The organism is Antarcticimicrobium sp. (assembly GCF_029212575.1).
Classification (GTDB): domain Bacteria; phylum Pseudomonadota; class Alphaproteobacteria; order Rhodobacterales; family Rhodobacteraceae; genus Antarcticimicrobium.
Genome location: NZ_JARGPK010000048.1, coordinates 77,957 through 104,951, shown reverse-complemented (window position 1 = coordinate 104,951; position 26,995 = coordinate 77,957). Strand labels below are relative to the sequence as shown.

The 26,995-nt window shown below is 65.2% G+C and carries 28 protein-coding genes and 1 riboswitch; of the genes, 18 read left to right on the top strand and 10 right to left on the bottom strand.

Features of this window, described 5'->3' with window-relative positions; translation table 11 throughout:
* The 4 genes from P1U75_RS09980 to P1U75_RS09965 form a co-directional block, all read right to left on the bottom strand.
* Nucleotides 1-601: calcium-binding protein (locus tag P1U75_RS09980; RefSeq protein ID WP_300242678.1), on the bottom strand; the 601-nt coding region annotated here is incomplete at its 3' end.
* Between the two features lie 173 nt (nucleotides 602-774).
* A complete protein-coding gene (locus P1U75_RS09975; RefSeq protein WP_300242675.1) occupies nucleotides 775-1,752 on the bottom strand; it encodes a threonine/serine dehydratase in 978 nt (325 codons plus the stop codon).
* Nucleotides 1,749-2,579, bottom strand: coding sequence for an alpha/beta hydrolase (locus P1U75_RS09970; protein WP_300242673.1), 831 nt, complete (start codon nucleotides 2,577-2,579; stop codon nucleotides 1,749-1,751). The genes P1U75_RS09975 and P1U75_RS09970 overlap by 4 nt, the downstream gene beginning before the upstream one ends.
* Entirely contained in the window at nucleotides 2,576-3,265 is a 690-nt protein-coding gene (locus P1U75_RS09965; protein ID WP_300242671.1) for a haloacid dehalogenase type II, read from the bottom strand. The genes P1U75_RS09970 and P1U75_RS09965 overlap by 4 nt, the downstream gene beginning before the upstream one ends.
* Before the next feature lie 173 nt (nucleotides 3,266-3,438).
* Here P1U75_RS09965 and P1U75_RS09960 point away from each other — a divergent pair, with 173 nt between their 5' ends.
* Entirely contained in the window at nucleotides 3,439-3,867 is a 429-nt protein-coding gene (locus P1U75_RS09960; RefSeq protein ID WP_300242669.1) for a peptidylprolyl isomerase, read from the top strand.
* 75 nt (nucleotides 3,868-3,942) lie between these two features.
* Nucleotides 3,943-4,536 carry a hypothetical protein gene (locus tag P1U75_RS09955; protein WP_300242667.1) on the top strand — a complete coding sequence of 198 codons (594 nt, stop codon included), beginning with the start codon at nucleotides 3,943-3,945 and terminating at the stop codon, nucleotides 4,534-4,536.
* A gap of 7 nt (nucleotides 4,537-4,543) precedes the next feature.
* Here P1U75_RS09955 and P1U75_RS09950 read toward each other — a convergent pair whose 3' ends face one another.
* The 3 genes from P1U75_RS09950 to fabA are packed head-to-tail and all read right to left on the bottom strand — an operon-like array spanning nucleotide 4,544 to nucleotide 7,134.
* On the bottom strand, nucleotides 4,544-5,335 hold the full coding sequence (locus P1U75_RS09950) for an enoyl-ACP reductase (protein ID WP_300242665.1): 792 nt from the start codon (nucleotides 5,333-5,335) through the stop codon (nucleotides 4,544-4,546).
* Between the two features lie 8 nt (nucleotides 5,336-5,343).
* The gene (gene fabB, locus P1U75_RS09945; RefSeq protein WP_300242663.1) at nucleotides 5,344-6,588 is read right to left on the bottom strand and encodes a beta-ketoacyl-ACP synthase I; all 1,245 of its coding nucleotides are present in this window, start codon (nucleotides 6,586-6,588) and stop codon (nucleotides 5,344-5,346) included.
* A 33-nt stretch (nucleotides 6,589-6,621) separates the two neighbouring features.
* Nucleotides 6,622-7,134 (bottom strand): bifunctional 3-hydroxydecanoyl-ACP dehydratase/trans-2-decenoyl-ACP isomerase, encoded by a 513-nt coding sequence (fabA, locus tag P1U75_RS09940; protein ID WP_300242661.1) that lies wholly within the window; start codon nucleotides 7,132-7,134, stop codon nucleotides 6,622-6,624.
* Between the two features lie 196 nt (nucleotides 7,135-7,330).
* Here fabA and irrA point away from each other — a divergent pair, with 196 nt between their 5' ends.
* Nucleotides 7,331-7,750: an iron response transcriptional regulator IrrA gene (irrA, locus tag P1U75_RS09935; protein ID WP_300242659.1), complete on the top strand. Its 420-nt coding sequence runs from the start codon at nucleotides 7,331-7,333 to the stop codon at nucleotides 7,748-7,750.
* A gap of 81 nt (nucleotides 7,751-7,831) precedes the next feature.
* On the top strand, nucleotides 7,832-8,632 hold the full coding sequence (locus P1U75_RS09930; protein WP_300242657.1) for a phytanoyl-CoA dioxygenase family protein: 801 nt from the start codon (nucleotides 7,832-7,834) through the stop codon (nucleotides 8,630-8,632).
* A 12-nt stretch (nucleotides 8,633-8,644) separates the two neighbouring features.
* On the opposite strand, the gene P1U75_RS09925 is transcribed toward P1U75_RS09930, so the two are convergent.
* Nucleotides 8,645-9,514, bottom strand: coding sequence for a hypothetical protein (locus P1U75_RS09925; protein ID WP_300242655.1), 870 nt, complete (start codon nucleotides 9,512-9,514; stop codon nucleotides 8,645-8,647).
* A 125-nt stretch (nucleotides 9,515-9,639) separates the two neighbouring features.
* On the opposite strand from P1U75_RS09925, the gene miaB reads away from it, so the two are divergent.
* The 9 genes from miaB (at nucleotide 9,640) to metK (ending at nucleotide 18,127) form a co-directional block, all read left to right on the top strand.
* Nucleotides 9,640-10,965: a tRNA (N6-isopentenyl adenosine(37)-C2)-methylthiotransferase MiaB gene (gene miaB / locus P1U75_RS09920; RefSeq protein WP_300242653.1), complete on the top strand. Its 1,326-nt coding sequence runs from the start codon at nucleotides 9,640-9,642 to the stop codon at nucleotides 10,963-10,965.
* Nucleotides 10,966-11,224: 259 nt separating this feature from the next.
* Nucleotides 11,225-11,554 (top strand): hypothetical protein, encoded by a 330-nt coding sequence (locus tag P1U75_RS09915; RefSeq protein WP_300242651.1) that lies wholly within the window; start codon nucleotides 11,225-11,227, stop codon nucleotides 11,552-11,554.
* 336 nt (nucleotides 11,555-11,890) lie between these two features.
* Entirely contained in the window at nucleotides 11,891-12,400 is a 510-nt protein-coding gene (locus P1U75_RS09910; protein WP_300242695.1) for an OmpA family protein, read from the top strand.
* A gap of 11 nt (nucleotides 12,401-12,411) precedes the next feature.
* Nucleotides 12,412-12,708, top strand: a complete 297-nt coding sequence (locus P1U75_RS09905) for a hypothetical protein (protein WP_300242649.1) — start codon at nucleotides 12,412-12,414, stop codon at nucleotides 12,706-12,708.
* Nucleotides 12,709-12,849: 141 nt separating this feature from the next.
* On the top strand, nucleotides 12,850-13,851 hold the full coding sequence (locus tag P1U75_RS09900) for a PhoH family protein (protein ID WP_300242647.1): 1,002 nt from the start codon (nucleotides 12,850-12,852) through the stop codon (nucleotides 13,849-13,851).
* A 50-nt stretch (nucleotides 13,852-13,901) separates the two neighbouring features.
* Nucleotides 13,902-14,414: an rRNA maturation RNase YbeY gene (ybeY, locus tag P1U75_RS09895; RefSeq protein ID WP_300242693.1), complete on the top strand. Its 513-nt coding sequence runs from the start codon at nucleotides 13,902-13,904 to the stop codon at nucleotides 14,412-14,414.
* Between the two features lie 21 nt (nucleotides 14,415-14,435).
* On the top strand, nucleotides 14,436-15,329 hold the full coding sequence (locus P1U75_RS09890; RefSeq protein ID WP_300242645.1) for a hemolysin family protein: 894 nt from the start codon (nucleotides 14,436-14,438) through the stop codon (nucleotides 15,327-15,329).
* A gap of 10 nt (nucleotides 15,330-15,339) precedes the next feature.
* The gene (lnt, locus tag P1U75_RS09885) at nucleotides 15,340-16,851 is read left to right on the top strand and encodes an apolipoprotein N-acyltransferase (protein ID WP_300242643.1); all 1,512 of its coding nucleotides are present in this window, start codon (nucleotides 15,340-15,342) and stop codon (nucleotides 16,849-16,851) included.
* A 39-nt stretch (nucleotides 16,852-16,890) separates the two neighbouring features.
* Nucleotides 16,891-16,940, top strand: a riboswitch (SAM-SAH riboswitch).
* 5 nt (nucleotides 16,941-16,945) lie between these two features.
* Nucleotides 16,946-18,127 carry a methionine adenosyltransferase gene (gene metK, locus P1U75_RS09880; protein ID WP_300242641.1) on the top strand — a complete coding sequence of 394 codons (1,182 nt, stop codon included), beginning with the start codon at nucleotides 16,946-16,948 and terminating at the stop codon, nucleotides 18,125-18,127.
* Between the two features lie 101 nt (nucleotides 18,128-18,228).
* Here metK and P1U75_RS09875 read toward each other — a convergent pair whose 3' ends face one another.
* The gene (locus P1U75_RS09875) at nucleotides 18,229-20,229 is read right to left on the bottom strand and encodes a type I secretion C-terminal target domain-containing protein (protein ID WP_300242639.1); all 2,001 of its coding nucleotides are present in this window, start codon (nucleotides 20,227-20,229) and stop codon (nucleotides 18,229-18,231) included.
* A gap of 233 nt (nucleotides 20,230-20,462) precedes the next feature.
* Here P1U75_RS09875 and P1U75_RS09870 point away from each other — a divergent pair, with 233 nt between their 5' ends.
* From P1U75_RS09870 to P1U75_RS09850, 5 genes are all read left to right on the top strand, one after another.
* Complete coding sequence (locus P1U75_RS09870; protein ID WP_300242637.1) at nucleotides 20,463-21,167, top strand: tRNA (guanine(46)-N(7))-methyltransferase TrmB; 705 nt, start codon at nucleotides 20,463-20,465, stop codon at nucleotides 21,165-21,167.
* A gap of 145 nt (nucleotides 21,168-21,312) precedes the next feature.
* A complete protein-coding gene (aroA, locus tag P1U75_RS09865; RefSeq protein ID WP_300242635.1) occupies nucleotides 21,313-22,659 on the top strand; it encodes a 3-phosphoshikimate 1-carboxyvinyltransferase in 1,347 nt (448 codons plus the stop codon).
* The gene (locus tag P1U75_RS09860) at nucleotides 22,656-23,174 is read left to right on the top strand and encodes a hypothetical protein (RefSeq protein WP_300242633.1); all 519 of its coding nucleotides are present in this window, start codon (nucleotides 22,656-22,658) and stop codon (nucleotides 23,172-23,174) included. Before aroA ends, P1U75_RS09860 begins: the two co-directional genes overlap by 4 nt.
* Nucleotides 23,171-23,794 carry a d(CMP) kinase gene (locus P1U75_RS09855; protein WP_300242631.1) on the top strand — a complete coding sequence of 208 codons (624 nt, stop codon included), beginning with the start codon at nucleotides 23,171-23,173 and terminating at the stop codon, nucleotides 23,792-23,794. The genes P1U75_RS09860 and P1U75_RS09855 overlap by 4 nt, the downstream gene beginning before the upstream one ends.
* Before the next feature lie 12 nt (nucleotides 23,795-23,806).
* Nucleotides 23,807-24,805 carry an aldo/keto reductase gene (locus tag P1U75_RS09850; RefSeq protein WP_300242629.1) on the top strand — a complete coding sequence of 333 codons (999 nt, stop codon included), beginning with the start codon at nucleotides 23,807-23,809 and terminating at the stop codon, nucleotides 24,803-24,805.
* Nucleotides 24,806-25,134: 329 nt separating this feature from the next.
* On the opposite strand, the gene P1U75_RS09845 is transcribed toward P1U75_RS09850, so the two are convergent.
* The gene (locus P1U75_RS09845; RefSeq protein ID WP_300242628.1) at nucleotides 25,135-26,682 is read right to left on the bottom strand and encodes an AMP-binding protein; all 1,548 of its coding nucleotides are present in this window, start codon (nucleotides 26,680-26,682) and stop codon (nucleotides 25,135-25,137) included.
* Nucleotides 26,683-26,995: the final 313 nt, after the last annotated feature.

Below are 26,995 nucleotides of genomic sequence, written 5' to 3'. Positions count from 1 at the left end.
TTCCATTGCCGGCATCCACCACATCGGCCCCCTGGCTGGCGATGATGAAGTCGGCGCCCTTGCCGCCGAACAACCGGTCGTCGCCGGCGTCTCCCACAATGAAATCGTCGCCGGAGCCGCCGTAGATCAGATCGTCACCGGCGCCCCCTTCGATGAAATCGTTGTCGGCGGCACCGAAGATCCGGTCATTGCCGTCTTCACCAAACAGCGAATCGTGCCCGTCCTCGCCAAACAGCTTGTCGTTGCCGTTGCCGCCCTGCAGCGTGTCGCCCTCAAGGCCGCCAAAGAGCTTGTCGGCCTTGTTGCCGCCGTCAAGGATGTCGCTGCCCGCGCCGCCGGTCAGGATATCGCGTCCGCCCCGGCCAACCAGCGTATCCGCCCCGTCGCCGGTGGTGATGATGTCGTCGCCGCCGGTGTTGTCGATGAAGGTGAAGTGCTCGATCCCGGTAAAACTGGTGACATACTCGTCCTCGGGGTCGTCACCGGGACGAAAGGCCCCGTCATACCCGCTGACCGCGCTCGGGGTGAGAGGATCGAAGGTTACACCGCCTGTCCCCGACATGCTCTTGTAGGTCAGGCGATCTTCGCCATCGGTTCCCACAACGGTTTCTTCAATCGGGCCTTTAACTGTAAAATCGGTCAATTTATGTCCTCCAGGAAACAATCGGTCTCGATTACCCGTCACATATTGTGCTTTTGTGATCTATCAAGACTTGAGGCAAATCAAACGACCGTGCCCGGTTTCGCGACAAACCGGTTTCCGTTGCGTAAGGTTCATGCCGAGTGAATTTCCAGTGCCTGACGGAACAGGCCTGCATCGACATTTCCGCCCGAGGCGACGGCAATCACCGCATCGCCTGCGATCCGGTCGGGGCGGAACAGGGCGGCGGCCAGCGCCACCGCGCCGCCGGGTTCGAGCACGATCTTGAGACGGGCAAAGGCCAGCGCCATGGCGCGCAGCGCCTCGTCGTCGGTCACGCTCAGCCCCGGCCCGCAGAGCCGGTGCATGATCGGAAAGGTGATCTGCCCCGGTTGCGGCGTGACGATCGCATCGCAGAGCGAGCCCGATTGCGTCGCGTTGCGCTCGATCCGCCCAGAGGCGAGCGAGCGGGTCACGTCGTCGAACCCTTCCGGTTCGACCGGGCGGGCGCGCAGCCCCGGCGCGCGGGCCTCCAGCGCCAGCGCGATGCCCGAGGTCAGCCCGCCGCCGCCGCAGCAGACCAGCACATCGGCCCGGGTGACACCAACCTCGGCGGCCTGTTCGGCGATCTCCAGCCCGGTGGTGCCCTGGCCGGCGATCACCTGCGGTTCGTCGAACGGCTTGATCAGGGTCAGCCCACGCTCCTGCGCCAGGGTCGCGCCGATGGCATCGCGATCCTCGCGCTCGCGGTCATAGAGCACCACCTCGGCGCCGAGCGCGCGGGTGTTGTCGATTTTCATCTTCGGCGCGTCCGAGGGCATGATGATCACCGCCGAGACCCCATGCAGTTTCGCGGCATAGGCGACGCCCTGGGCGTGGTTGCCGCTGGAAAAGGCGATGACGCCGCGCGCCCGGACCTCGGGGGCGAGGGCGGAGACCGCCGACCAGGCACCGCGGAACTTGAAGCTGCCGGTGTGCTGCAGGCATTCCGGTTTGACCAGCACCCGGCGCCCGGCAATCTCGTCGAGAAAGGGCGAGGACAAAAGCGGCGTGCGCCGCGCGTGGCCTCGCAGCCGCTCCGCCGCGGCCTCGATCATCGCAATGTCGGTCATGCGGCCTGCTCCAGGATTTGCCGGATCAGCGCCAGCGATTCCGGTTCGTCGAGAAAGGGCACGTGGCCTCGATCCGGCACCTCGTCCGAGATCATGCCGGGGTGGCGGCGGTGCATCTCCTCAAGCGTCTCGTGGTCGAGGATGTCGGAGTTGGCGCCGCGCAGCACCCCCAGCGGCAGCGCGCGCAGGGCTTTGAAGAACATCCACATGTCCGGTGTCGCGCCGGTGGCCGCCTGCTCCAAAAGCGCCTTGTGCAGGGCCGGGTCATAGCGCAGTTCGAGCCCCGCCTCGGTTTGCAGGTACTGGTATTCGGCCTGCTGCCGCCAGACCGACAGCGGCACGCCGGGAAACTCGGCTTCCATCGCCACCTTCAGATCGGCAGCGGCGGCGTCCAGCGTTTTTGCCCGGGGCTTCTTGCCGACGTAATCCATGATCCGCGCGATGCCCCGGGCGCCAACAACCGGGCCGATGTCGTTCAGGATCACGCCCGACAGCCGCCCGGGAACGCTGGCCGCCAGTGCCATCGCCAGCAGCCCGCCGCGCGACGTGCCGAGGACAGTGACCTTGTCCAGACCAAGGTGGTCCAGCAGCTCGATCACGTCATGCCCTTCGCGCAGGACATTGTAATTCATGAAATCGGCGTCGTAGTCGGAGGCGCCGCGCCCGCGGCTGTCCAGCGTGATCAGCCGAAGGTCGGTCAAATGCGGTGCCAGAAAGGAGAAATCCAACCCGTTGCGCGTCAACCCGGCCAGACACAGCAGCGGCTGGCCTTTTCCGGTGTCGGTGTAATGGAGCCGTTTTCCGTCGGAGGTCGTGAACGTGCTCATGCCTTGGCTGCCAGGTCGGGGATTGTCGTCAGGTCCGAAAGGATGGTGTCGGGGCGCCAGGGCAGCCTGTCCACCGGTTCGCCGGCGCGGTTGACCCAGGCGGTCGTGAACCCGTAGCCGGCCGCTGCGGCGGCGTCCCAGCCGTTCGACGACACGAACAATACCTCGTGCCTGGCGCAGCCGAAGTGCTGGCCGACCAGGTCGTAGACCCGCGAATCGGGTTTGAACACACCCACGCTTTCCACCGAGAGCACCGCGTCGAGCACCCCGGCCACGCCCGCCGATTGCACCGCGCCGTCCAGCATGTCGGGCGAGCCGTTGGACAGGATCGCGGTGTTCAACCCGTTCCGTTTCAGTGCCGCAAGCATCGCCGGAACCTCGGGGTAGGCGCCAAGCTCCCAGTAGAGCGCGAGCAGGCGTTCGCGCAACGCGGCGTCTCCATCGAGCCCGGTCGCCTCCAGCGCCCAGTCGAGCCCGTCCTGGGTGACCGCCCAGAAATCGGTATGGGCCCCGGTGACGGCGCGCAGCCAGCTGTATTGCAACTGTTTCAGCCGCCAATGCGCGGCCAGGTCCGCCCAACGGTCGGCCAGCGCCGGAAAGGCCGGCTCCGCCGCGGCCTGCCGGGCGGCGGCGGCGACATCGAACAAGGTGCCATAGGCATCGAAAACGGCTGTGGTTATGGTCATGGTGGTCCTCCGTGCCGGGGCACAGTTGCACAGGCGGACGGGGGCGAAAAGGGGAGGTTTGCGGCCGTTCTGTACGCAAATGCGTTACCGCCGGGTTTCGGGCCCTCGGGTTTACATCCGGTTTTGAGCCTTTAGGCTGGGCCGTTCAATCCACGCAAAACACCGGAGCATTCATGACGACAGTAAAAACCGGAGACACGGTCCGCATCCACTATACCGGAACCTTGACGGACGGCAGCCGGTTCGACAGTTCCGAGGGGCGCGATCCGCTGGAATTCACCGTTGGCGCCGGGCAGATCATTCCCGGTCTGGACGGCGCGATTCCGGGCATGGAAGTGGGCGAGGAAAAAACCGTCGAGGTGCCTTGCGACGAGGCCTATGGCCCGGTCAACCCGGAGGCGCGCCAGGCCATCCCGCGCGAAGGGATCCCCGACGACATCCCGCTCGAGATCGGTTCGCGCCTGCAGATGCAGGCACCGGACGGACAGGCCGTGCCGGTGACGGTGGTCGCCGCCGATGACGCGACAGTGACGCTGGACGCCAACCATCCGCTGGCCGGCCAGGACCTCACCTTTGCCATCGCGCTGGTCGAGATCGTCTGATACTGCAGGCAACTTCTATGGCTCTTTTCCGCGTCCCGTGCTCCACTGCACCCGGGCGCAAGGAGGGCATATGCCATGCCAAGCAGGCTAGACGAGTTGCTGAACCGTCTCCGCGAAATTCAGGACGCGGTTCAGGACGAGATTGAAGAGCGCCGCTCCGCCTTTCGCTATCGGGTCGAGAGGGGGCGGGTGGTCTTCGACGCGGACATGCGGCGGCGGCATCGGGAGTTGCGGGAGGGCTGGATCAGCTTCCTGTCGCGGACCCGTCCGCTGGTGGTGCTGACCGCGCCGGCGATCTATGCGCTGATCGTTCCGCTGGTTCTTCTGGACCTATTCGTCAGCTTCTACCAGGCGGTGTGCTTTCCGGTCTACCGGATCGAGAAGGTGCGGCGCGCCGACTTCATCGCGATCGACCGCCATCATCTTGCCTATCTGAACGGGCTGCAAAAGCTGAATTGCGTCTATTGCGGCTATGCCAACGGGTTGATCGCCTATGTGCGTGAGGTCGCGGCCCGGACCGAGGCCCATTGGTGCCCGATCAAACACGCCCGCCGGATCGAGGCGCCGCATGGGCAATACGGCGGTTTCGCCGAGTTCGGCGACGGGCAGGCGTTCGGCGATACGGTATCGCGGCTTCGGCGTGGCCAGAAAGACCACGGAGCGGGGTGATTGCAGCCTACAGGAATTCCGGCTGCGGCATGCCCAGCACGTGGAAACCGCCATCGACGCGGATGATCTCGCCGGTGGTGCAGGACCCCGCGTCGGAGGCGAGGTAAACGGCGGTGCCGCCGACCGCCTCAAGCGTGGCATTGGAGCCGAGCGGCGCGTTCTGGTCGGTGAACTTGTAGGTCTTGCGTGCCCCGCCGATGGCGGCACCGGCCAGCGTCTTCATCGGGCCGGGCGAGATCGCGTTGACGCGGATGCCCTCGGGGCCGAGATCGTTGGCCAGGTAACGGGTGACAGATTCCAGCGCCGCCTTGGCCACGCCCATGACGTTGTAGTTGGGTACAACACGGGTCGAACCCTGATAGGTCAGCGTCAGCAGCGTGCCGCCGTTCTCTTTCATCAGAGGGTGCGCCCGGCGGGCGACCTCGATGAAGGAATAGGCGCTGATGTCCATCGAGTTCTTGAAGTTCGCCCGGCTGGTGTTGAGGAAACGGCCGGTCAATTCGGATTTGTCGGAATAGGCGATCGCATGCACCACGAAATCGATGGTCGGCCAACGCGCGGCCAGCGCGGCGAAACCGGTATCCAGGCTCGCATCGTCGGTCACGTCCACATCGACCATGAAGTCCGAGCCGACCGAGGCTGCCAGCGGTTCCAGCCGTTTGCCGAAGGCATCGCCCTGGTAGGTAAAGGCAAGCTCGGCCCCGGCCCCGTGCATCGCCCTGGCGATACCCCACGCGATGGAGCGATCATTGGCGACACCCATGATCAGCCCGCGTTTGCCTTGCATTGCATTCGACATGTTATGATTTACCCGTAATATTTCGACAGGATCATGGATCCGTTGGTGCCGCCAAAGCCAAAACTGTTGGTCATGATGCTGTCCAGGCCCACTCCGGACACGGTCTCGAGCGCGATTTCCGCCGGCTCCAGTGCCGGGTCAAGCGTTTCGACGTTGATCGACCGGGCGATGAAATCGTTTTCCAGCATCAGCAGGCAGAATACGGCCTCCAGCGCGCCTGCGGCACCCTGGGCATGCCCGGTCATGGACTTGGTCGAACTGATCGGCGGGGTCCGCCCGCCGTACTGGTTCATCGGGCCGAAGACGCGGCGCACCGCCTTGACCTCGCCGACGTCGCCGACCGGGGTCGAGGTGCCGTGTGCGTTGATATAGCTGACCTTGCGATCCTGCGGCACGGTGGCCAGCGCGAGCTGCATGGCGCGTTCGCCGCCCTCGCCCGACGGGGCGACCATGTCATGCCCGTCCGAGGTGGCGGCAAAGCCGGTGACCTCGGCGTAGATCCTGGCGCCGCGTGCCAATGCGTGATCCAGTTCCTCCAGCACGAGGATGCCGCCGCCGCCCGAGATCACGAAGCCGTCGCGATCGGCGTCAAAGGCGCGGCTCGCCCTATCGGGGGTGTCGTTGTACTTGGACGACATCGCGCCCATGGCGTCGAACAGGCAGGACAGGGTCCAGTCCAACTCCTCGGCGCCGCCGGCGAACATCACGTCCTGCTTGCCCATCATGATCTGTTCCGCCGCGTTGCCGATGCAGTGCAGCGAGGTCGAGCAGGCCGAGGTGATGGAATAGTTGATGCCCTTGATCTTGAAGGCGGTCGACAGGTTGGCCGAGATCGTGGACGACATGCACTTGGGCACCGCGAAGGGGCCGATCCGCTTGGTCGCTCCGGTCTTCAGGACAGTCTGATGCGCGGTCAGCAAGGCGCTTGTCGACGGCCCGCCCGACCCGGCGACAAGCCCGGTGCGCGGGTTGACGATGTCGGCCTCTTCCAGACCGGCATCGGCGATTGCCTCCTGCATCGCGATATGGGCATAGGCGGCCCCTGGACCCATGAAGCGCAGGGCGCGCTTGTCGACATGCTCGGCAACATCGATGTCGATGGTGCCTGCGATCTGGCTGCGGAACCCGTGTTCGGCCATTTCCGGACTGGCGACGATGCCGGATCGACCGGTCTTCAGCGCCTCCAGAACCTCACCGGCATTGTTGCCGATGGACGAAACGATCCCCAACCCTGTGACGACGACGCGACGCATCGATGCTCTCCTCGTAACTCTGCGCGGGCGCGCTCAGGCCCCTGTGGCGGACAGGCCGACCTTCATGCCCTTGACGGAATAAATCTCTTCGCCGTCGGCCTCAACCCGGCCGTCGGCGACCCCCAGTTTCAGCTTGCGGTCGATGACGCGGGTGAAATCCACGTAGTATGTCAGCATCTTGCGCGCCGGCGTGACCATCCCGGTCAGCTTGACCTCGCCCACGCCCAGCGCCATGCCCAGCCCCTGCATGCCGCGCCAGCCCAGGTTGAACCCGGTCAGCTGCCAAAGACCGTCAAGGCCGAGGCAGCCGGGCATGATCGGATTGCCGGGAAAATGGCATTTGAAGAACCAAAGATCCGGTACGATATCGAACTCGGCGACGACATGGCCCTTGCCGTTGCTGCCGCCGTCGGCGCTGATTTCGGTGATGCGGTCCATCATCAGCATCGGCGGTTCCGGCAGTTGCGCATTGCCCGGCCCGAAGAGTTCACCCCGCGCGCATTTCAGCAAATCGTCTTTGTCAAAACTGCTCGGGTATTGGGACATGCTGCCGCGTCTCCTGTTTGCCGCTTCGATGCATCTGCGATCCTCTAGCATCGCGTCGGAGGGTCCTGCAAGGGCGCCGCGTGCCGTGGGCGCATTCGGCGCAGGCCGGGGTCGCGTCGGTGCGAATGAAAATCATTTGTATTTTAGCGTCCTTGCGCCCTATATATACGGCCAACATGACGGGTGAGGCCGGAAAGTGAAACCGGAAAGAGCGACATACGCCACCCTGTGGCTGGGCCGGGCAGGGTTGCGCCCGACGCGGCAGCGTCTTGCGCTGGCCGAACTGCTGGTCGGTGACGGGCAGCACAGGCATGTCACCGCCGAAAGCCTGTTCGAGGCGGCGCGGCAGACCGGGGCGACGGTGTCTCTCGCCACGGTCTACAACACCCTGCGCGCCTTTTGCGAGGCCGGGGTGCTGAACGAGATCACGGTGGACGGATCGAAAAGCTATTTCGACACCAACACCCACGATCACCCGCATTTCTTCTGGGAGGATGACGGTCGCCTGTCGGATGCGCCCGCCGAGCAATTGCAGATCGCCCGGCTGCCGGATGCGCCCGAAGGGGCCGAGATTGCGTCGGTGGATGTAGTGATCCGCCTGCGCCGCAAATCCTGATCCTTGTTTGCCGCGGTCGCGATTTTCGGTTGAACCGAGCGGCGCGTCGGCATCATTCTGCCCGAAAATGAGGCGCAGATCATGACTCACCCGCTTTTGTCCCAGGCCGATATCGAAACCTACCAGCGCGATGGCGTTGTGCTGGTCAAGGGTCTCTTCGCCGATCACGTGGACGGGTTGCGTCGTGGGGTGGCGGCGAACATGGCGGCGCCCGGTCCCTCGGCCTCGAACAACAACAAGGCGGGCGAGACAGGGCGGTTTTTCGACGACTACTGCAACTGGACGCGGATCCCGGAGTTCGTCGAGGTGGTCCAGACGTCACCCGTGGCCGAGGTGGCGGCAGATCTGATGCGATCCCGCACGGTCCAGATGTTCCACGATCACGTTCTGGTCAAGGAGCCCGGCACCTCGATGGCCACCCCCTGGCACCAGGACGGGCCGTATTACTTCGTCGAGGGCGAACAGACCGTCAGCTTCTGGTCGCCGCTCGACCCGGTGCGCGAGGCGACGCTGCGCTGTGTCGCCGGATCGCACCGCTGGGAGAAAGAGGTTCTGCCGACACGCTGGGTCAGCGAAGAGGGATTTTTCCCCGACGAAAGCCGGTACATGCCGGTGCCCGATCCGGAGGCCGAGGGGATGCGCATCGTCGAGTACGAGATGGAGCCGGGCGACGCGGTGGCGTTCAACTTCCGCACCCTGCACGGGGCCCGGGGCAATACCAGCCAGGCCCGCCGCCGGGCGTTCTCGATCCGGCTGGTCGGCGACGATGCGCGTTACGTCGAACGTCCCGGCCCCACCTCGCCGCCGTTCCCCGGGCATGACATGACCCCGGGGCAAAGGCTGCGGGAGGATTGGTTCCCCATCCTGCTCGACCGGTCATAGCGCCGCCCGCCCTCAAAACCATTGCCCCGGCTCCATCAGTCCGAGGTCGAGCAACTGGCGGGAATGCCATTCGAACGGGGTCGACTTGCGCCAGTGGAATGTCGTGATGTCGAAGGCAGAGCCCGGGTTCGCCTTCAGCGCCTTGGCTGTGCGAAACGAACAGATCGCCGCCGTCAGGTTGTGGTGCCAGGGGCAGGCATAGGTGTTGTACTCCTGATCATTGAAGGTGTGGTCCGGCAGCAACCGCAGCCCGGGCTTGGCGCGGAACAGCGCAATCCGGTCGATCCTGCGGCTGGGGGTGGGGATGTGCTCCTCTTGGCGCCAGCGCAGCCCGCCGAAGAAATCGAGTTGCCGTTCTTTCGGGTGGTTGTGGTTGTCAGGGTCCGGGCGGGCCAGAGCGTAATACCCCGCGCGGTCCAGATGCGCGCGCTCCAGCGACACCGCGTCCGGGCAGGTTTCGAGATCGTCGGCGTAAAGATCGATGACATAGGTGAGCATGGCATCGCGCCGTTCCTCGGTGTGAAAGGTCAGCATTTCGCCGATGCTGCGCGTCTCGCAAAATGGAAAGAACAGGTACTCGGCATTGTAGCAGTAAAACAGCCAGAGGCCCGGCGCCGCCTCGATCACCCGGTTGACCGCATCGAAGACCCTTTGCGGAGGGTTGCAATCGAAATCCACCCGGTGAACCCGTTCGTCCAGATCCTCCGGCATGTCGAACGCGCGCGGCATCAGGGCGACCACCGCGCGAAATCCGCAGTCCAGATGATGGCGCAGGGTGCTGCCCAGTTCGACCGTGTCCTCGACAAAGATCAAGGCAACCGGCCCCTTGGCCAGGGCCGCTGCGCCGTGCTTCAGAAAGTCATTCAGAGATGTGTGGTGCATGCCGTGCCCTGCCCGCGACCTTGCTGGCGTTTTTTCGCAGAGTCGGGTATTCGGGCCGTCATTGCAAGCCGCCGGGCAAAACCCTATGTGCGGCGTTTCACTCCGTAGCCGCGAAAGCAGACCCGATGACAGCGCCAAAGAAACTCTTCATCAAGACCTATGGCTGCCAGATGAACGTCTACGACAGCGAGCGTATGGCCGAGGCGCTGGGCGGACAGGGCTATGTCGAGACAAAGACGCCCGACGATGCCGACATGATTCTGCTGAACACCTGCCATATCCGGGAAAAGGCGGCCGAAAAGGTTTACTCCGAGCTTGGCCGCTTCAAGGGGCTTAAGGCCGAGCGGCCCGATCTGAAAATCGGCGTGGCCGGTTGCGTCGCCCAGGCCGAAGGCGAAGAGATCATGCGCCGCCAGCCGCTGGTCGATCTGGTGGTCGGGCCGCAAAGCTATCATCGCCTGCCCGAGCTGGAGGCGAGGGCGCGCGCGGGCGAAAAGGCGCTCGACACCGATTTCCCCGAAGAGGACAAGTTCGACAAGCTGATTGCGCGGCCCAAGGCGAAACGCGGGCCGACCGCGTTCCTGACCGTTCAGGAAGGCTGCGACAAGTTCTGTGCCTTCTGCGTGGTGCCCTATACCCGTGGCGCCGAGGTCTCACGTCCGGTGGACCGCCTGCTGACCGAGGCGCGCGACCTGGTCGAGCGCGGCGTGCGTGAGATCACGCTCTTGGGTCAGAACGTCAACGCCTATCACGGGGCGGGCCCCGACGGCGCCGACTGGTCGCTGGCGCGGCTGATCTGGGCGCTGAACGATGTCGATGGGCTGGAGCGCATCCGCTTCACCACCTCGCATCCCAACGACATGGGCGATGACCTGATCGAGGCCCATTCGAGTTGTCCCAAGCTGATGCCCTATCTGCACCTGCCGGTTCAGTCGGGCAGTGACCGGATTCTCAAGCGGATGAACCGCAGCCATACCGCCGAGCAATATCTGCGGCTGATCGAACGACTGCGCGCCGCGCGGCCCGATCTGCACATGTCAGGCGATTTCATCGTCGGTTTCCCGGAGGAGACCGAGGCGGATTTCCAGGCCACGCTCGATCTTGTCGAGGCGGTGCAGTACGGCTCGGCCTTTTCGTTCAAGTATTCCACCCGCCCGGGCACCCCTGCGGCGGAACGCGCGCAGGTCGGCGAGGCCGAGAAGGACGACCGCCTGCAGCGCCTGCAGGCCCTGCTGACCCGCCAGCAGCGGGCGCTGCAGGATGCCATGGTCGGCCGGGACGTCGGTGTCCTGTTCGAGAAGACCGGCCGCATGCCGGGGCAGATGGTGGGCAAGTCCGACCACCTGCACGCTGTGCACGTCAAGACGGATGCGGTGGCGCCCGGCGACCTTGCCCGGGTCAGAATCGTATCCTCGGGGCCGAACTCGCTGGCCGGAGAGATGCTGCGCTGATCCGCCACCGGCATCCGCGCAGAGACGATTCGGTGCCTATAGGCGCCCCCCGGACCAAGGTCCGATTGATGCCAGGGCGGAAAATATCTCCCCGATAGGACGGAATTGTTTCACATTTCCATCTAACCGTGGAGAAAAATTTGCCCGTGTTTTCCGGCGGTGTATGATGGCAGCAGGCTTTCGAAAGATCATGACTTGCTGTTGGTCGGAAACCGGCGTCGCATCAGCGCGACAGATTTTTTGGTTTTGGAGTGCTCCGATGAAACGTGTGATCCTCGCCGCGGCCCTGTTGATCGGGACGGCGTGCCAAGTTTCCGCAGAAGGATACAAGCTTGTCGCGGACGGAAACACGCTGATCGTGAGCTGCTTTCGCGGCCCCTGGAAGGACGTGATCTGGGATCGTCCAAACTCCAATTTCATCGATAGCCTGATCGATTTCGGCTACGATTATCCCAACGCCCACGCGATTGCCGAGCGCATTTGCCGCGACGACCATCTGGTGGGCAACAAGCCCGCGATGAAGGCCGAGATGATCCGGATCTATTACGAATCGCCGGAAATCCGCGGCAAGACCCGTACCCTTCGCTGATCCCCGTGGACGCAGATCGCGCCCGGCGCCGAAGGGGCGCGCCGCCGCCGGTCGCGGACGGAGAAAGGTTTCGGTTTCGCATTGGCGAAAACGCGCCGGACCTCTTTGCAACCATATGGTGCAGGATTGTGGGGGGTGTTCTGGCCGATACCTCAACATATCGAGGTTTTCGCTTCACATGTATCGCTTAGTTTCATAACCTTAGCACAATAAAGGCGAAGTCGGCTCCGGATATCGGGGGGCGGCGTCATTTTCGGGGGATCAAAGGTGACTGCATCAAAGGTGATTGATTTAAGGGCCCAGCGTGCCCTGGCCGCGCTGGTCGCGGCGATTGTGCTGGCCTTCGCGTTCGGGACCATCGCGCAGGCAGGGACGAAAACGGTGATCGGGGAGCGCTATGTGCCGACCATCTGGGTCGACCCGGACGGCTGCGAGCACTGGGTCATGGATGACGGAGCCGAGGGCTACATGACGCCGCATGTGCGCCGCGACGGAACCCCGGTCTGCCGCCGGGGCAACCTGTGCGGCACGATGCCGGCGGATCAGTTCTTTGCCACCGACAAATACTATATCAACGCCGCCGGGCAGCAGCGCCTGCGTGAATTCTTCTCCAGTGCGGGCGCGCGCGGCTACATCATCACCGGCCATACCGACAGCCGGGCCTCGGACGCCTACAACATGACGCTGTCGCGCAACCGCGCCAATTCGGTGGCCCGTGTTGCCCGCAGCATTGGGGCCAACGTGGTCGATGTTCGCGGCTATGGCGAGCGTTCCCCACGGGTGCCCAACACCAGCGCGGCCAACATGGCGCAGAACCGTCGCGTCGAAATCATCTGCGTGCAGTGAGGAGAGAGACAATGAAACTCGTCAAGGTCATCGCGCTGCTCGCCGCCGCCGGAACGCTCGCCGCCTGCGAAGCGACCGACAAAACCCGCGACCGGAACATCTTCGACACCAAGGACCTGAGCCAGCTCAAGGCCGGCATCTGGGTCGATCCCAACGGCTGCGATCACTGGATCATCGACGACGGGGTCGAGGGATACCTGTCGCAGCGTCTGGACCGTCACGGCAAGCCGGTCTGCTCGGGTGCCGCCCCTCCGGGCGTGGCCACCGGCCCGTTCAAGAAAGGCAGCAAGGTCGTCGACGCGATCTGACCCCGCTGCGATCATCCATGCGGCCGTCCCACCCGGGGCGGCCGTTTTTTGTTTCAAATCCGTGAAAAACGCACACATCCGCTTGCGCGGTGCCACCGATCTTGGCAGGCTTGTCTTACCGTTTGAGACAAGGAGAGCGGATTGGCCATTGGCGCCCTGACCCCACCGCAAGCCGAAAGCGCACCGCAAGAGGTGCTGATCGAATTTCCCGACAATCGCCTGCTGATCGACCTGTGTGGCGAATACGACCGCAACCTCGCCGAGATCGAGCGCAAGCTCTCGGTGCAGATCCTGCGGCGTGGAAACCAGGTGGCGATCATGGGCGAGGAGGCCGCGCAGAAGCAGGCGATCGAGGTGCTGAATGCGCTCTACCATCGGCTGGAAAGCGGCCGCGCGGTGGACTCCGGCGACGTCGACCGGGAATTGCGGATGGGCGGCTCCGATGCAGGTGGCGACCCCGGTGACCAGCTCGAGATGTTCAAGGGCGGCCCGGTCGAGATCAAGACCCGCAAGAAGCTGGTCGAGCCGCGCACCGACGCGCAGAAGGCCTATGTCCGGTCGCTGTTCGAGAACGAGCTTGCCTGTGGCATCGGCCCGGCGGGCACCGGCAAGACCTATCTCGCGGTGGCGGTCGGGGTCTCGATGTTCATCGGCGGTCACGTCGACCGGATCATCCTGTCGCGCCCGGCGGTCGAGGCCGGTGAAAAGCTCGGCTATCTGCCCGGCGACATGAAGGAAAAGGTCGATCCCTACATGCAGCCGCTCTACGATGCGCTGAACGATTTCCTGCCGGGCAAGCAGCTTGCCAAGCTGATTGAGGAAAAGCGCATCGAGATCGCGCCGCTGGCCTTCATGCGGGGGCGCACGCTGGCCAATGCCTTTGTCGTGCTGGACGAGGCACAGAACGCCACGACCATGCAGATGAAGATGTTCCTGACCCGCCTGGGCGAGGGCAGCCGCATGGTCATCACCGGCGACCGCACCCAGATCGACCTGCCGCGCGGCATGCCCTCGGGGCTGGCGGATGCGGAGCGGCTGTTGAAAACGGTCGGCGGCATCAGCTTCAACTATTTCACCTCCAGGGATGTGGTCCGTCACCCGCTTGTCGCGGCCATCATCGAGGCGTATGAGGCCGAAACCTGACTGTGGCTGCCGGGTCTCCGGGCCGTCTGTCCGGCCTGGGTGAACCGAAGATGACGTTTGAAATTTCTGTCGACGACTCCCGTTGGGGTAAGGTCGATCTGCCCTCGCTCGCGGAACGGGCGGTGGCGGAAACGCTGCGGCGCCTGGGGCTTGACCCGGACGACTGCGAGGTTGCCCTGCTGGCCTGCGACGATACGCGCATCGCCGAACTCAACGCCGATTTCCGGGGTAAACCGCAGCCGACCAACGTGCTGAGTTGGCCGGCCGAGGATCTGGGTGCCGAAATTCCGGGCGCCCGTCCCGACCTGCCCGAGCCGGATTTTACCGGGGAAATCGCCTTGGGCGACATCGCCATCGCCTTTGGAACCTGCGCGCGCGAGGCCCGGGAACAGGGCAAATCCCTGGCCGATCACACCACACATCTGATCGTGCACGGGCTGTTGCATCTGCTTGGCTATGACCACATCCGTGACCCGGATGCCACTTTGATGGAAGGCCTGGAGGTCGAGATACTTGGCAGACTGGGCCTTGATGACCCATATAGGGAACAACACGGGCCATGAGGCCCTTTTCGGACAGGATCAATGGGCGACGACACAGACGATTGTTCTAACGCGGCGCAACGCGCGCATCCAGAGAACAGCGAGACGGGAACCGGGGAAAAGACGGGTTTTCTCGGACGCTTATTCGAGGCTCTTGCACCGGTAGAGAGCGCACCTTCAGAGGCGCTCAACGGCCATCCGGCCGCGGCGGTGAACCCGCGCGGCATGATCAACCTGCGGCGGCTGCGGGTCGAGGACGTGGCGATTCCCACGGCCGAGATTGTCGCGGTGCCCAGCGCGATCTCGATGGAGGAGCTCGTCGGCGTCTTCCGCGAAAGCGGGATGACGCGAATCCCGGTCTATGACGGGACGCTGGACACGCCGCTGGGTTTTGTCCACCTCAAGGACCTAGCCCTGACCCACGGGTTCAACGGCAACAACGAGGCCGAGTTCGATCTGGCCGCGATGGTACGCCCGCTGCTTTTCGTGCCGCCCTCGATGCCGCTGGGCGTGCTGCTGACCAAGATGCAGACCGAACGGCGGCACATGGCGCTGGTGATCGACGAATATGGCGGCGTTGACGGGCTGGTGACCATCGAGGACCTGATCGAACAGGTGGTGGGCGAGATCGAGGACGAATACGACACCGACGAGGACCAGCCCTGGGTCAAGGAAAAGCCGGGCTGCTACGTCGCCCAGGCGCGCACCCCCTTGGACGAGTTCGAGGCCGAGATCGGTCGCTCGCTGACCAGCCACGATGCGGTGGACGAGGAAGAGATCGACACCCTCGGCGGGCTGGTCTTCATGCTGTCGGGGCGGGTGCCGACGCGGGGCGAGGTGGTGGTGCACCCCGACGGCCCCGAGTTCGAGGTGATCGACGCCGACCCGCGCCGCATCAAGCGGCTGCGCGTGCACGTCCCGGACCCCGGCGAATGACAGGAACCGCATGACGCGGGTGGGGCGGTGGCGGCTGCGCTGGCGCATGGCCATCGCCGCGCTGATCGGCGCGATCGGTGCCATGGGGCTGGCGCCGGTCGGCGCCTGGCCGGCGACACTGCTGGCGCTGGTGCTACTGCCCTCGCTGCTCATCGCCTGCGCCACCCCGCGTGCGGCGGCACTCACCGGCTGGGCCTTTGGCGCCGGCTGGTTTGCCCACGGGCTGTTGTGGATCATCGAGCCGTTCCTCGTCGAGCCCGAGCGCCATGGCTGGATGGCGCCCTTTGCCCTCGTGTTCATGGCCGGCGGGCTGGCGCTGTTCTGGGCGGCGGCGGCCTGGGCCGCGCACCGTTTCGCCCGTGGTCCGGCCAGCCGCACCGCCGCGCTGGCGGTGACCCTGTCGCTGGCCGAGGTCGGGCGCGCCTACCTGCTCACCGGGTTTCCGTGGGCCGCACCGGCGCAGGTCTGGGTCGATACCCCGGTCGCCCTGCTTCTGGCCTGGATCGGACCGCAGGGCCTGGGGCTGGCAACGCTGGTCGCCGCGCTACCGCCGGGCTGGGCGCTGGCCCGGGGCCGGGGGGCGGGCGCCCTCGCGCTGTCCTGCCTGCCTGCCGCAGTTCTCGCCGCCGCCGCCTTCGCCGCCGCTTCGGACCGCGAGGCACCGGCAGGCACCGGCGCGATTGTCCGGCTGGTCCAGCCCAACGCGCCGCAGCACCAGAAATGGGATCCGGCCTTTATCCCGGTTTTCTTCAAGCGGCAGATCGACTTTACCGCGGCAGACCCGCGCCCCGACCTGATCGTCTGGCCGGAAAGCGCGGTGCCGGTCGCGCTGAACGACGCCGCCGCGACGCTGGAGCGCATCGCGCAGGCGGCAAGGGGCGCCCAGGTGGTTCTGGGCATCCAGCGTTTCGACGGCTGGAGGGTCTACAATTCGCTGGTGCGCCTCGATGGCGCGGGTGAGGTCGCCGGGCTTTACGACAAGCACCACCTTGTGCCCTTTGGCGAATACCTGCCGCTGGGCGATCTGGCAGCGCGGCTCGGGGTGTACGGCTTTGCCGCGCAGGAGGGGCAGGGCTATAGCGCCGGGCCGGGCCCGCGCCTGCTGGATCTGGGCGCATTGGGCGCGGCGCTGCCGCTGATCTGTTACGAGGCGGTGTTCCCGCAGGACGTGAACGCGGCACCCGCGCGCCCAAACCTGTTGCTGCAGGTGACCAACGACGCCTGGTTCGGCACCCATTCCGGCCCCTATCAGCACCTCGCGCAGGCGCGGATGCGCGCGATCGAGCAGGGGCTGCCGCTGGCGCGCGCGGCCAATACCGGCATCTCGGCGATGATCGGCCCGCGCGGGGAGGTGATCCGCTCGCTCCCGTTGGGGCAGGCGGGCTTTGTCGATGCGGTGCTGCCGGCGCCGCTGCCGCCCACGTTTTACGCGCGAATGGGGGACGGACCTGTGTTCCTGGTGCTACTTTGTGCCGCCTTGGCGATTATGCTGATGCAAAGCCCCCGCAGATCGCCTACATAGCGATTGACCGGCCCGCGGCTCGCGCGGACCCGGGTTTGACCGCTGTCACAACGGCTTCCTGGCGTGACAGGCAAAAAACCAATGGAGCACTTTCATGTCCCGCAAGAACTACACGTTTACCTCCGAGTCCGTCTCGGAGGGCCACCCCGACAAGGTCTGCGACCGGATTTCCGACGCCGTTCTCGATGCCTTCCTCGCCGAGGAGCCCGAGGCGCGCGTCGCCTGCGAGACCTTCGCGACGACGGGCATGGTTGTCATCGGCGGCGAGGTCGGCCTGTCCGACCAGGAGCAGCTCAAGAACTACATGGGCCGGATCGGCCAGATCGCCCGCGATTGCATCAAGGACATCGGCTACGAGCAGGAACATTTCCACTGGAACACCTGCCACGTGCTGAACTTCCTGCACGAGCAGTCGGCCCATATCGCCCAGGGCGTCAACGCCGCCGACAACAAGGACGAGGGCGCCGGCGACCAGGGCATCATGTTCGGCTATGCCACCGACGAGACCGAGGCGCTGATGCCGGCGCCGATCCAGTATTCCCACGCCATCCTGCGCCGCCTGGCCGAGGTGCGCAAATCCGGTGCAGAACCCAGCCTGCGCCCCGATGCCAAGAGCCAGCTCTCGGTGGTCTACGAGGATGGCAAGCCGGTCGGCATCAGCTCGATCGTGCTCTCCACCCAGCACGCGAGCGAGGATCAGACCAGCGACGACATCCGCGCCATTGTCGAGCCTTATATCCGCGAGGTGCTGCCCGAGGGCTGGATCACGCCGGAAACCGAATGGTGGGTCAACCCGACCGGCACCTTCGTGATCGGCGGGCCCGATGGCGACGCCGGGCTGACCGGGCGCAAGATCATCGTCGACACCTACGGCGGCGCGGCCCCGCATGGCGGCGGCGCATTTTCCGGCAAGGACCCGACCAAGGTCGACCGTTCGGCGGCCTATGCCGCGCGCTACCTGGCCAAGAACGTGGTGGCGGCGGGGCTCGCGAAGAAATGCACGCTGCAACTCTCCTACGCCATCGGGGTCAGCAAGCCGCTGTCGATCTACATCGACACCCACGGCACCGGTGAACTGCCCGACGAGGTGATCGAGAAGGCGGTCGGCCAGGCGATGGACCTGACCCCGCGCGGCATCCGCCAGCATCTGCAGCTGAACAAGCCGATCTACCAGCGCACCGCGGCCTATGGCCATTTCGGCCGCGAGCCGGACGCCGACGGCGGCTTCAGCTGGGAAAAGACCGATCTGGCCGAGGCGCTGAAAAAGGCGGTCTGAGCGACGAAATTGCGGGCATCGCTTGCCCAGGCGGACAACATGCCAGGGGCGTCCTTTCGGGCGCCCCTTTTCGCATCATGACCTGCGGTCTGCCCTCTGGCCTAGAGAATGAAATCCGATGCGTGGAGCGTCTGCACCCCGTCCAGTGTGATGACCAGGTCTGATCGGCCATCGCCATCGGTATCGCCAAGGATGACCGTTTTCTTGTCGTCCCGCCGTTTGACATAACGTAGTTCTCCAGGGGTATCGGAATAGCCATCGCGACCAATGAACTCGAAGGTATTGATGCCGCGCTTGCCGATGTTCGCGTCAATCGAACTCAGGTCGATCTTGTCGCCCTGGGAGGCCGCGAAGTCGGTGATCGTATCGGCCTTGCCATAGCTGGGGCTGTCTGACGTGGCCCGGAAAATGAAAAGGTCACCCTTCACACCGCCAGAGAGAGTGTCCTGCCCCGATCCGCCAAAGAGCTTGTCCTTGCCTCTTCCTCCCGAAAGCGTGTCATCGCCACGATGGCCGATCAGACGATCATCGCCGGCCTCGCCCAGCAACATGTCTTTGCCCTTCTGGCCGGCGAGAGTGTCGTCACCGCGCCCGCCTTCGACATGGTCTTTGCCCTTCTGGCCGGCGATGATGTCGTTGCCGTCACCGCCAAGAATGAAATCATTGTCTGCCGAGCCAACGATTGTGTCTGCTGCCGTCCCGATGGTCCAGTAATCAGAATGATCATGGGTCACCGGCAAGTTTGCGTGCACAAAGAACGAGTCATAGTCGATCCCGTGCACCTTTCCGGTGAAGACATCGTCCGCCCAGCCTTCGTTCTCGAAGAAACGTATAATCTCCAGATAGAGCGTCATGGAATGCAGGTTGGCCGCGTCCGAAAGCCCGCTCGCCTCCGACATGTTGTGGTAAATGATGTTTTCGTCCCCTTCGTTGTCGGCCAGGAACGTGGCGGCAAGGATCGGGTCGCCATCAATCCAGATGTTGCTTTGCCGATCCTCGTCGCCGTCAATGTCGATCCCGTAGCCGGGGCTGGCGAAGGTCATCGTTTCCACCTTCTTGCTCCCCCAGGCATCTGTGAGTTTCTCGGCCATCGCCGCACCCAGACTGTGACCGGTGACAAAGACCTTCTTGATGCCATTCTCCGAATTTTTCGTGTAGGCGATCAGCCTTTCCAGCAGGTGTTCGTACTGGTCATAGTGGTCGCTCTTGTTGTCCCAGTCGGCGATATCCGGGGTCGCACCTGACAGGACCTCCCACCACTCCGCGTCGACGTCACTCGCATCGTTGGTTCCGCGAAACGCCAGGAACAGAGCATCCTTGGAGCGGCCGACCAAAGCGGCGGCGTTGCCACTGGTGAAGATACCGTCCTTCAGGCCATTGCGATCAAAAGGATAGTCGGGACCCGTGGGCGGCGTGGCGCCTCCGAAAGTTCCGGCATCCATGCACAGATCCTCGCCATTCAGAAGCCGGATCTGTGCGCCAATGCTGTCATAGGCTTTTCGGCCTGCTGCGCTGAAATCATTGATCCCGCTCCCCTCTACTTCAGTCTCCAGACTGTAAGCCGCAAGAGCGAGGGTCGCCATGAAATCGGTCTTGCCCTGTTTTGCGAATATCTTGTCAAAGGCCTTGAGCTTGGTTCCCGGTCGGGGCAGGGCGTAATCCGGCGAAAGCATCTCAACGGAGATCCACTCGACGCCCTTGTATGTGCTTTGTTGGTCCCGTTGGATGGTATAGGTATAATCCTCGGGGCGGTCGCTCAGCACCGGAAACTCGTAGGTTACAGCGCTGGTATAGTCGGACGACCAGATCGCCAGCCCGTAGTAATCGGCCACACCATCATAGAATTCCCACCAATCCGCATCCGCATCGAGGAGGTCGTAGGTTCTCGTAAACGCAACGGGGTTATCGACCCACCAGTGATCCGTTCTGCCATTCACGGAATGGATTACCGGAAGGCCGCACGTCTCGCTGTCCACACTACCGATGCCGTTGCCGTCATCATCTCGGATAGTGAGTGTTACGCTCTCCCCGTTCCAACCAAGCTGACGAATACCATGGAAATCATTGGCGGTGATCTCGACGGTATAAAAATAGTCCTTCATGCAGAATCCTCGATGATTTGCGCTCTTGAGAAAAGGATAAACGAAAATGTTGGCACGGTCCTTGAGCCAGAACAAATTGGGGCAGGGATTCGAATGTTTTGCGAGCAGACAGGCGTTTGAACCAGCGGAACCTTCCCTTTGCGGTGCCTTGGAGGGCAGACGTCTGGCTTGCCGTTGATCGGCCCGATTGCGCCCGCTTGCCCCGCGCGCGCCCAATCGCTACACCGCGCGCCATGACGCAGCACCCTGACCGCCCCCGGCGCAATTTCTATGGCCGCCTCAAGGGCAAGACCCTGAAGAAAAGCCAGAAGACCTATCTGGACGAGGATCTCGCGCGGCTCTCGCCCGGGCCGGTGGGCTGGGACGAGAACCCCGGGCGCATCCCTCTGGACCTCGAAGGTTTGTTCGGCGGCCGTCCGGTCTGGCTGGAGGTCGGCTTTGGCGGCGGTGAGCACATGGTGCATCAGGCCGCTTTGAACCCCGACGTGGGGATCATCGGGGCCGAACCCTATATCAACGGGGTTGCCATGTTGCTGGGCAAGATCCGGCGCGCGGGGGTGGAAAACCTCGCCGTGCATCCCGGTGATGCGCGCGATCTGATGGACGTGCTGCCGGACAACTCCATTTCGCGCGCCTTCCTGCTCTATCCCGATCCCTGGCCCAAGGCACGGCATCACCGCCGCCGCTTCGTCACGCAGGAGCATCTGGTGCCGCTGGCGCGGGTGTTGAAGCCCGGCGCGATCTTTCGCGTGGCGACCGATATCCCCGACTACGTCCGCCAGACGCTGGAGGAGGTGCCGCGCGCCGGGTTCGAGTGGCTGGCAGAGCGCCCTTCGGATTGGCGTGCGCCCTGGGGTGACTGGATCTCGACCCGCTACGAGCAGAAGGCGCTGCGCGAGGGGCGGGTGCCGCATTACCTGACCTTTCGCCGGAACTGACCCGGCGGATCGGGGAGTTTCGGGGCCGGAATGTACGGTTTGGCCGCGTGGTGGTCCGGGACGGGGTTTCGGGGCCAAACACGTCATGGACGGCTGCGCCGTCATGCGCTACCCAACCCGCAGACCAAGCAAGGAACCCGCGCAGATGTCAGCCCACGGCACCCCGATCCCGATGAAGACCGCGGCCTCCGGCCCCCTGTCCGGCGTGGCCGAGGTGCCGGGCGACAAGTCGATCTCGCACCGGGCGCTGATCCTGGGCGCGATGGCGGTGGGCGAGACCCGGATCACCGGGTTGCTGGAGGGCGAGGACGTTCTGGACACCGCCAGGGCGATGCGCGCCTTTGGCGCCGAGGTGACGCGCGACGACGACGGCACCTGGCATGTGCACGGGGTCGGTGTCGGCGGGTTTGCCGAGCCGGATCAGGTGATCGACTGCGGCAACTCGGGCACCGGCGTGCGGCTGATCATGGGGGCGATGGCGACCTGCCCGATCACCGCGACCTTTACCGGTGATGCCAGCCTGACCAAGCGGCCGATGGCGCGGGTGACCGATCCGCTGGCGCTGTTCGGAACGCGGGCGGTGGGGCGCGCGGGCGGGCGGCTGCCGATGACGATCGAGGGCGCCTATGACCCGCTGCCGGTGCGCTACACCGTGCCGGTGCCCTCGGCGCAGGTGAAATCGGCGGTGCTGCTGGCCGGGCTGAACGCGCCGGGCCAGACGGTGGTGATCGAAAAGGAGGCCACCCGCGACCATACCGAGCGGATGCTGGCCGGGTTCGGCGCCGAGGTCATGACCGAACAGAGTGACGAGGGCCGGGTGATCACCCTGACCGGCCAGCCCGAGTTGAAACCGCAGGTGATCGCGGTGCCGCGCGACCCCTCCAGCGCCGCCTTTCCGGTCTGTGCCGCGCTGATCGTGCCGGGCTCGGACGTGCTGGTGCCGGGTATCGGGCTGAACCCGACGCGGGCGGGCCTGTTCACCACCCTGCGCGAGATGGGCGCGGATCTGACCTATGAGAACGAGCGCGAAGAGGGCGGCGAGCCGGTGGCGGACCTGCGCGCGCGCTATTCGCCCGAGATGACGGGCATCCATGTCCCGCCTGAGCGCGCGGCGAGCATGATCGACGAATACCCGGTGCTCTCGGTGGTGGCGGCCTTTGCCAGCGGCAAGACGCTGATGACCGGGGTGCGCGAGCTGCGGGTCAAGGAATCGGACCGGATTGACGCCATGGCGGTGGGGCTGCGCGCCTGCGGCGTCAGCGTCGAGGAGGGCGAGGACTGGTGGGAAGTCACCGGGCTGGGTGCGGGCAATGTGCCGGGCGGGGCGACCTGTGCCAGCCATCTGGACCATCGCATCGCCATGTCGTTCCTCGTGCTGGGGCTGGCAACACAAGAACCGGTTTCGGTGGATGACGGCGGGCCGATCGCCACGTCGTTCCCGGTGTTCGAGCCGCTGATGGCGGCGCTGGGGGCAAGGGTCGAGCGGACGTGAGCCGGGCGCGGATCACATATTGGGTGGTCTTCGCCGCCACGCTGGCGGTCTATGGCGCGATGGTGGGCTGGACCCTGCCGGCGATTTCCCGCGATGCCGGCGGGCTGGTGCCGTTCGACATGCGCCCGATGGGCTATTCGGTGGCCGAGGCGCGGGCCTTTCTGGCGGCGCTGGGCGCGGAGGGCCGCGCGCTTTATCTCGGGCCGCAGCATGCGCTGGACCTGGTCTATCCGGCGCTTCTTGCGGTGGTGCTGATCGGTGCCGTGTGCGCACTGATCGGCCCGGTATCGCTGCGCTGGGGATTGGCGCTGATGGCGCTGGGCGGCATGGCGGCGGATTACCTTGAAAACGCGCGCGTCGGCGCCATGCTGCGCCATGACGGGGCCATCACCGACGCGATGATCACGGCGGCCAGCCGGGCGACGCAGGTCAAGGCGGGGCTGAGCACGGTGGTGATTCTGGCGGTTTGTGCCGGGCTGGCGCTGGCCGCATGGAAGAAATGGAGGAAGACGTGAGCGAACCTTTTACCGTGGCCATCGACGGGCCGGCGGCCTCGGGCAAGGGCACGATTTCGCGGGCGGTGGCCGAGCGTTTCGGCTTTGCCCATCTGGATACCGGACTGCTCTATCGCGCGGTCGGGGTGAAGATGCTGGAGGGGGTCGATCCGGTCGCGGCGGCGCGGGCGCTCACGCGCGCGGATCTGGAGGACGGGGACTGGCTGCGCGGCGCCGAGGCGGCGCAGGCGGCCAGCAAGGTGGCGGTTCTGCCGGCGGTGCGCGCGGCGTTGGTGGATTTCCAGCGCGCCTTTGCCCGCCGGGCCGGGGGCGCGGTGCTGGACGGGCGCGACATCGGCACGGTGATCTGTCCACAGGCGGAGGTGAAGCTTTTCGTCACCGCCAGCGCCGAGGTGCGGGCGCATCGGCGTTACCTTGAGCTGAGGGCCAAGGGCAGCGACGCCACCGAGAAGGAGGTGCTGGCCGATGTGATCGCCCGCGACGAACGCGACAGCGAACGGGCCACAGCGCCGCTGCGCGCGGCCGGGGATGCGCAGCGCCTCGACACCTCGCACCTGAGCATCGGTGAGGCGGTCTCCGAGGCCGTGCGGGCGGTGGAAGAAAGATACAAGGCAATTTGAGGAGCAGGGATCATGAAACAGCGGACCATGGGCAGGAACGGCGCGGAAACCTCGGCCATCGGCATCGGGGCGATGTCGTTCTCCAACTTCTACGGGCCCACCGACGAGGCGCGCAGCCATGCCATCCTGGAGGCGGCGCTGGAGCTGGGGGTGAGCCATATCGACACCTCCAACGTCTATGGCATGGGCAAGTCGGAAGAGGCGATCGGCAGCTTTCTCAAGGCCCGGCCCGGAACGCGGGACCGCTTCCACATCGCCACCAAGGCGGGGATCGCGCGGGACTCCGAGGGCAACCGTTATTTCGACAACACGGCGGAACATCTCGAGGCGGAGCTGGACAAGTCGCTGGCGCGGATGGGGATCGATTGCGTCGATCTGTTCTACATCCATCGCCGGGATGCCGGGATGCCGGTCGAGGAGGCGACGGGTAACCTCGCCACGCTGGTCGAAAAGGGCAAGGCGCGCGCCATCGGGTTTTCCGAGATCGCGCCCAGCAGCCTGCGGCGGGCGGCGGCAGTGCATCCGATCGCGGCGGTACAGTCGGAATATTCGCTCTCGACCCGCAGCCCGGAGCTGGGGCTGGTGCAGGCCTGTGCCGAGCTGGGCACCGCGCTGGTGGCGTTCTCGCCCGTCGGGCGGTCCTTGTTGACCGATCATCCCCTGCCGAAGGAGGTGATCCCCGAGTTGGGGTTCCTCAAGGCCAACCCGCGTTTCATGGAGCCGAATCTGAGCGCCAACCTGACGATCACCGACGGATTTCGCGCTCTGGCCGCCGAGATGGGGGTGCCGGCGGCGGCGCTGGCCATCGCCTGGCTGCTGCATCGGGGCGATCAGGTGATCCCGATCCCCGGCACAAGGTCGGTGGAGCATTTCCGCGAGTTGGTGGCGGGCTGCGATCTGGAACTGACGGCGGCGGACATGGACCGGATCGAACAGGTGCTGCCGCTGGGCTGGGCCCATGGCGACCGTTATAACGAGGGCCAGTGGGTCGGGCCGGAGCGGTATTGCTGATCGCGTGTTGCCCGCTCGCCACGGCCATATCGCCGGCTGAAAACGCCTGTGTCGCGGCCATTGGCGGGCAAAATACCCGCCCTACGGCCCTTTGACCGAAACCCGGCCTTGCGGCCGGGCCATCGTTGTCATCCCCGCGAAGGCGGCGATCCTATCGCCCTTGTGCCGGCCGCGAGTGGCCCCCGTTTCCGCGGGGGTGACAGGGCCGGTTCGGCCCTATTGGCGGCCATGCGCCCCGACCTTGTCCCGCAGAATCTGCCCGTGGGGCGGGCTTCAGCCCGCCGTTAGGTGCGGCATCGCGGCGGGCTGAAGCCCGCCCAACGGGGGGGTTACGCCCCGACCAGATCGCGCAACAGGCGGCGCAGGATCTTGCCCGAGGCGGATTTCGGGATCTCGGAGACCACCTCCATCTTGCGCAGCTGCTTGTAATGCGACAGCCGCCCGTCGAGATAGCCCTGCAGGGTGTCCAGCGTCGGGGTGCTGCCCGGCACGGGCACCACGAATGCCATCGGCACCTCGCCGGCCTCGTCGTCGGGAAAGCCGATCACCGCAACGTCGGCGATCTCGGGATGGGTGAGGATCTCGGCCTCCAGTTCGGCTGGGGCGACCTGGAACCCCTTGTACTTGATCAGCTCCTTGAGCCGGTCGGTGATGTAGAGATAGCCGTCCTCGTCGAAATGGCCGATGTCGCCGGTTCGCAGCCAGCCGTCGCCGGTAATGGTTTCTGAGGTGGCCTTCGGGTTGTTGAGATAGCCCTTCATCACCTGCGGACCGCGCACCCAGAGCTCGCCATCCTGTCCCGGCGGCAGATCCGCCCCGGTCTGCGGATCGACGATGCGGCTTTCGGTGTTGGAGATGGCGACACCCGAGGCGCCGGGCTTGCCCTTGCCCTGGGGCGAGACATGGCTGACCGGGCTGAGCTCGGTCATGCCATAGCCCTGGGTGGCGTTGGTGCCGAGCCGCGCGCCCATCGCCTCGGCCACGTCGGCGCCCAGCGGGGCGGCGGCGGAGTTGACCTGTTCGATGAAGGACAGATCGAACTTGTCAACCAGCGGGTGCTTTGCCAGCGCCAGCGCTACCGGCGGCACGATCCAGAGCCGCGGCGTGCGGTGCTTTGCGCAGAGCGTCAGGAACTGTTCGAGGTCGAAACGCGGCATGGTCACCAGCCCGCCGCCGGCGGCGAGGTAGATGTTCATCAGCACCTCGAGCCCGTAGATGTGGAAGAACGGCAGGAAGGCGACCGTCAATTCGCCTTCGCGCACGTCGGCGGGAACCAACGCCTGGTCGATGTTCACGGCGAGGTTGCGGTGGGTCAGCATCACCCCCTTGGGCAGCCCGGTGGTGCCCGAGGAATAGGGCAGCGCGACCACATGTTCGGCGGTGTCGACCAATGCCTGAGCCTCCAGCGGCGGGCCCATCAGGTCGGACAGAGGCGTGACGCCCTCGGCCTCGCCGATGACGATAAGCTCCTGCACGTTGGTGCCTTGCACCGCCTCGCGCGCGGTGTCGAGGAAGGGGGCTACGACGACGAGGATCCGGGCATCGGAATCGAGCAGCTGGTGCTTGACCTCATGCGCGGTATAGGTCGGGTTGATCGTGGTCACGGTGCCGCCCGCCCAGGCCGCGCCATGGAACACCACGCAATATTCGGGGATGTTCGGCGCCATCAGCGCCAGCACCTGCCCCGCCAGCCCCCGTTCGGTCAGACCGCCGGCCAGAGATTTCACCGCGCCGATGAACTGCGCGCCGGTCATCTCGCGCCCCGAGGGGCCGTCGATCAGGATGGTGCGATCGGGGTCAATGCCCCGGAACACCCGTTCGGTGACGGATTGGGCGGTGATCTCCACATCGGGAAACCGGCTCTTGATGATTGTCATGTGTTGTCCTCCCGGGGGAAAACCTACACCGGGCGGGGGCGTTGCCAAACGGTTTTCGGGATCGCCGCGCGCTGACGGCGGAGGACGCGTCGGTGCGGTGGCGCGAAAGCACTCCCCCTTGCGCCGTGGCGCGCAACCGCTTATAGAACCCCGGTCAACAAGGGCGAAAATGCCCGCAAGCGAAGAGAGCGAGCAGGGTCGGGATGCACCGGCCCTCTTTGTTTTGCGGATCGTCCTGACCAACGAAATCCCAAGACCGGCGGAGACAACCGCGCGGCCAGTTAAAGCGTACGTAAAAGGAAATCAGAGACCA

What these genes read in the sequence shown, in the direction of transcription:
- P1U75_RS09890 (WP_300242645.1), top strand. Translation starts at nt 14,436, where the DNA reads ATGGGCGACGACACAGACGATTGTTCTAACGCGGCGCAACGCGCGCAT.
- P1U75_RS09925 (WP_300242655.1), bottom strand. Translation starts at nt 9,514, where the DNA reads ATGCACCACACATCTCTGAATGACTTTCTGAAGCACGGCGCAGCGGCC.
- P1U75_RS09875 (WP_300242639.1), bottom strand. Translation starts at nt 20,229, where the DNA reads ATGAAGGACTATTTTTATACCGTCGAGATCACCGCCAATGATTTCCAT.
- fabB (WP_300242663.1), bottom strand. Translation starts at nt 6,588, where the DNA reads ATGCGTCGCGTCGTCGTCACAGGGTTGGGGATCGTTTCGTCCATCGGC.
- P1U75_RS09915 (WP_300242651.1), top strand. Translation starts at nt 11,225, where the DNA reads ATGAAACGTGTGATCCTCGCCGCGGCCCTGTTGATCGGGACGGCGTGC.
- P1U75_RS09975 (WP_300242675.1), bottom strand. Translation starts at nt 1,752, where the DNA reads ATGACCGACATTGCGATGATCGAGGCCGCGGCGGAGCGGCTGCGAGGC.
- P1U75_RS09950 (WP_300242665.1), bottom strand. Translation starts at nt 5,335, where the DNA reads ATGTCGAATGCAATGCAAGGCAAACGCGGGCTGATCATGGGTGTCGCC.
- lnt (WP_300242643.1), top strand. Translation starts at nt 15,340, where the DNA reads ATGACGCGGGTGGGGCGGTGGCGGCTGCGCTGGCGCATGGCCATCGCC.
- P1U75_RS09905 (WP_300242649.1), top strand. Translation starts at nt 12,412, where the DNA reads ATGAAACTCGTCAAGGTCATCGCGCTGCTCGCCGCCGCCGGAACGCTC.
- P1U75_RS09845 (WP_300242628.1), bottom strand. Translation starts at nt 26,682, where the DNA reads ATGACAATCATCAAGAGCCGGTTTCCCGATGTGGAGATCACCGCCCAA.
- miaB (WP_300242653.1), top strand. Translation starts at nt 9,640, where the DNA reads ATGACAGCGCCAAAGAAACTCTTCATCAAGACCTATGGCTGCCAGATG.
- ybeY (WP_300242693.1), top strand. Translation starts at nt 13,902, where the DNA reads ATGACGTTTGAAATTTCTGTCGACGACTCCCGTTGGGGTAAGGTCGAT.
- P1U75_RS09965 (WP_300242671.1), bottom strand. Translation starts at nt 3,265, where the DNA reads ATGACCATAACCACAGCCGTTTTCGATGCCTATGGCACCTTGTTCGAT.
- metK (WP_300242641.1), top strand. Translation starts at nt 16,946, where the DNA reads ATGTCCCGCAAGAACTACACGTTTACCTCCGAGTCCGTCTCGGAGGGC.
- P1U75_RS09870 (WP_300242637.1), top strand. Translation starts at nt 20,463, where the DNA reads ATGACGCAGCACCCTGACCGCCCCCGGCGCAATTTCTATGGCCGCCTC.
- P1U75_RS09850 (WP_300242629.1), top strand. Translation starts at nt 23,807, where the DNA reads ATGAAACAGCGGACCATGGGCAGGAACGGCGCGGAAACCTCGGCCATC.
- P1U75_RS09955 (WP_300242667.1), top strand. Translation starts at nt 3,943, where the DNA reads ATGCCAAGCAGGCTAGACGAGTTGCTGAACCGTCTCCGCGAAATTCAG.
- P1U75_RS09970 (WP_300242673.1), bottom strand. Translation starts at nt 2,579, where the DNA reads ATGAGCACGTTCACGACCTCCGACGGAAAACGGCTCCATTACACCGAC.
- fabA (WP_300242661.1), bottom strand. Translation starts at nt 7,134, where the DNA reads ATGTCCCAATACCCGAGCAGTTTTGACAAAGACGATTTGCTGAAATGC.
- P1U75_RS09930 (WP_300242657.1), top strand. Translation starts at nt 7,832, where the DNA reads ATGACTCACCCGCTTTTGTCCCAGGCCGATATCGAAACCTACCAGCGC.
- P1U75_RS09960 (WP_300242669.1), top strand. Translation starts at nt 3,439, where the DNA reads ATGACGACAGTAAAAACCGGAGACACGGTCCGCATCCACTATACCGGA.
- aroA (WP_300242635.1), top strand. Translation starts at nt 21,313, where the DNA reads ATGTCAGCCCACGGCACCCCGATCCCGATGAAGACCGCGGCCTCCGGC.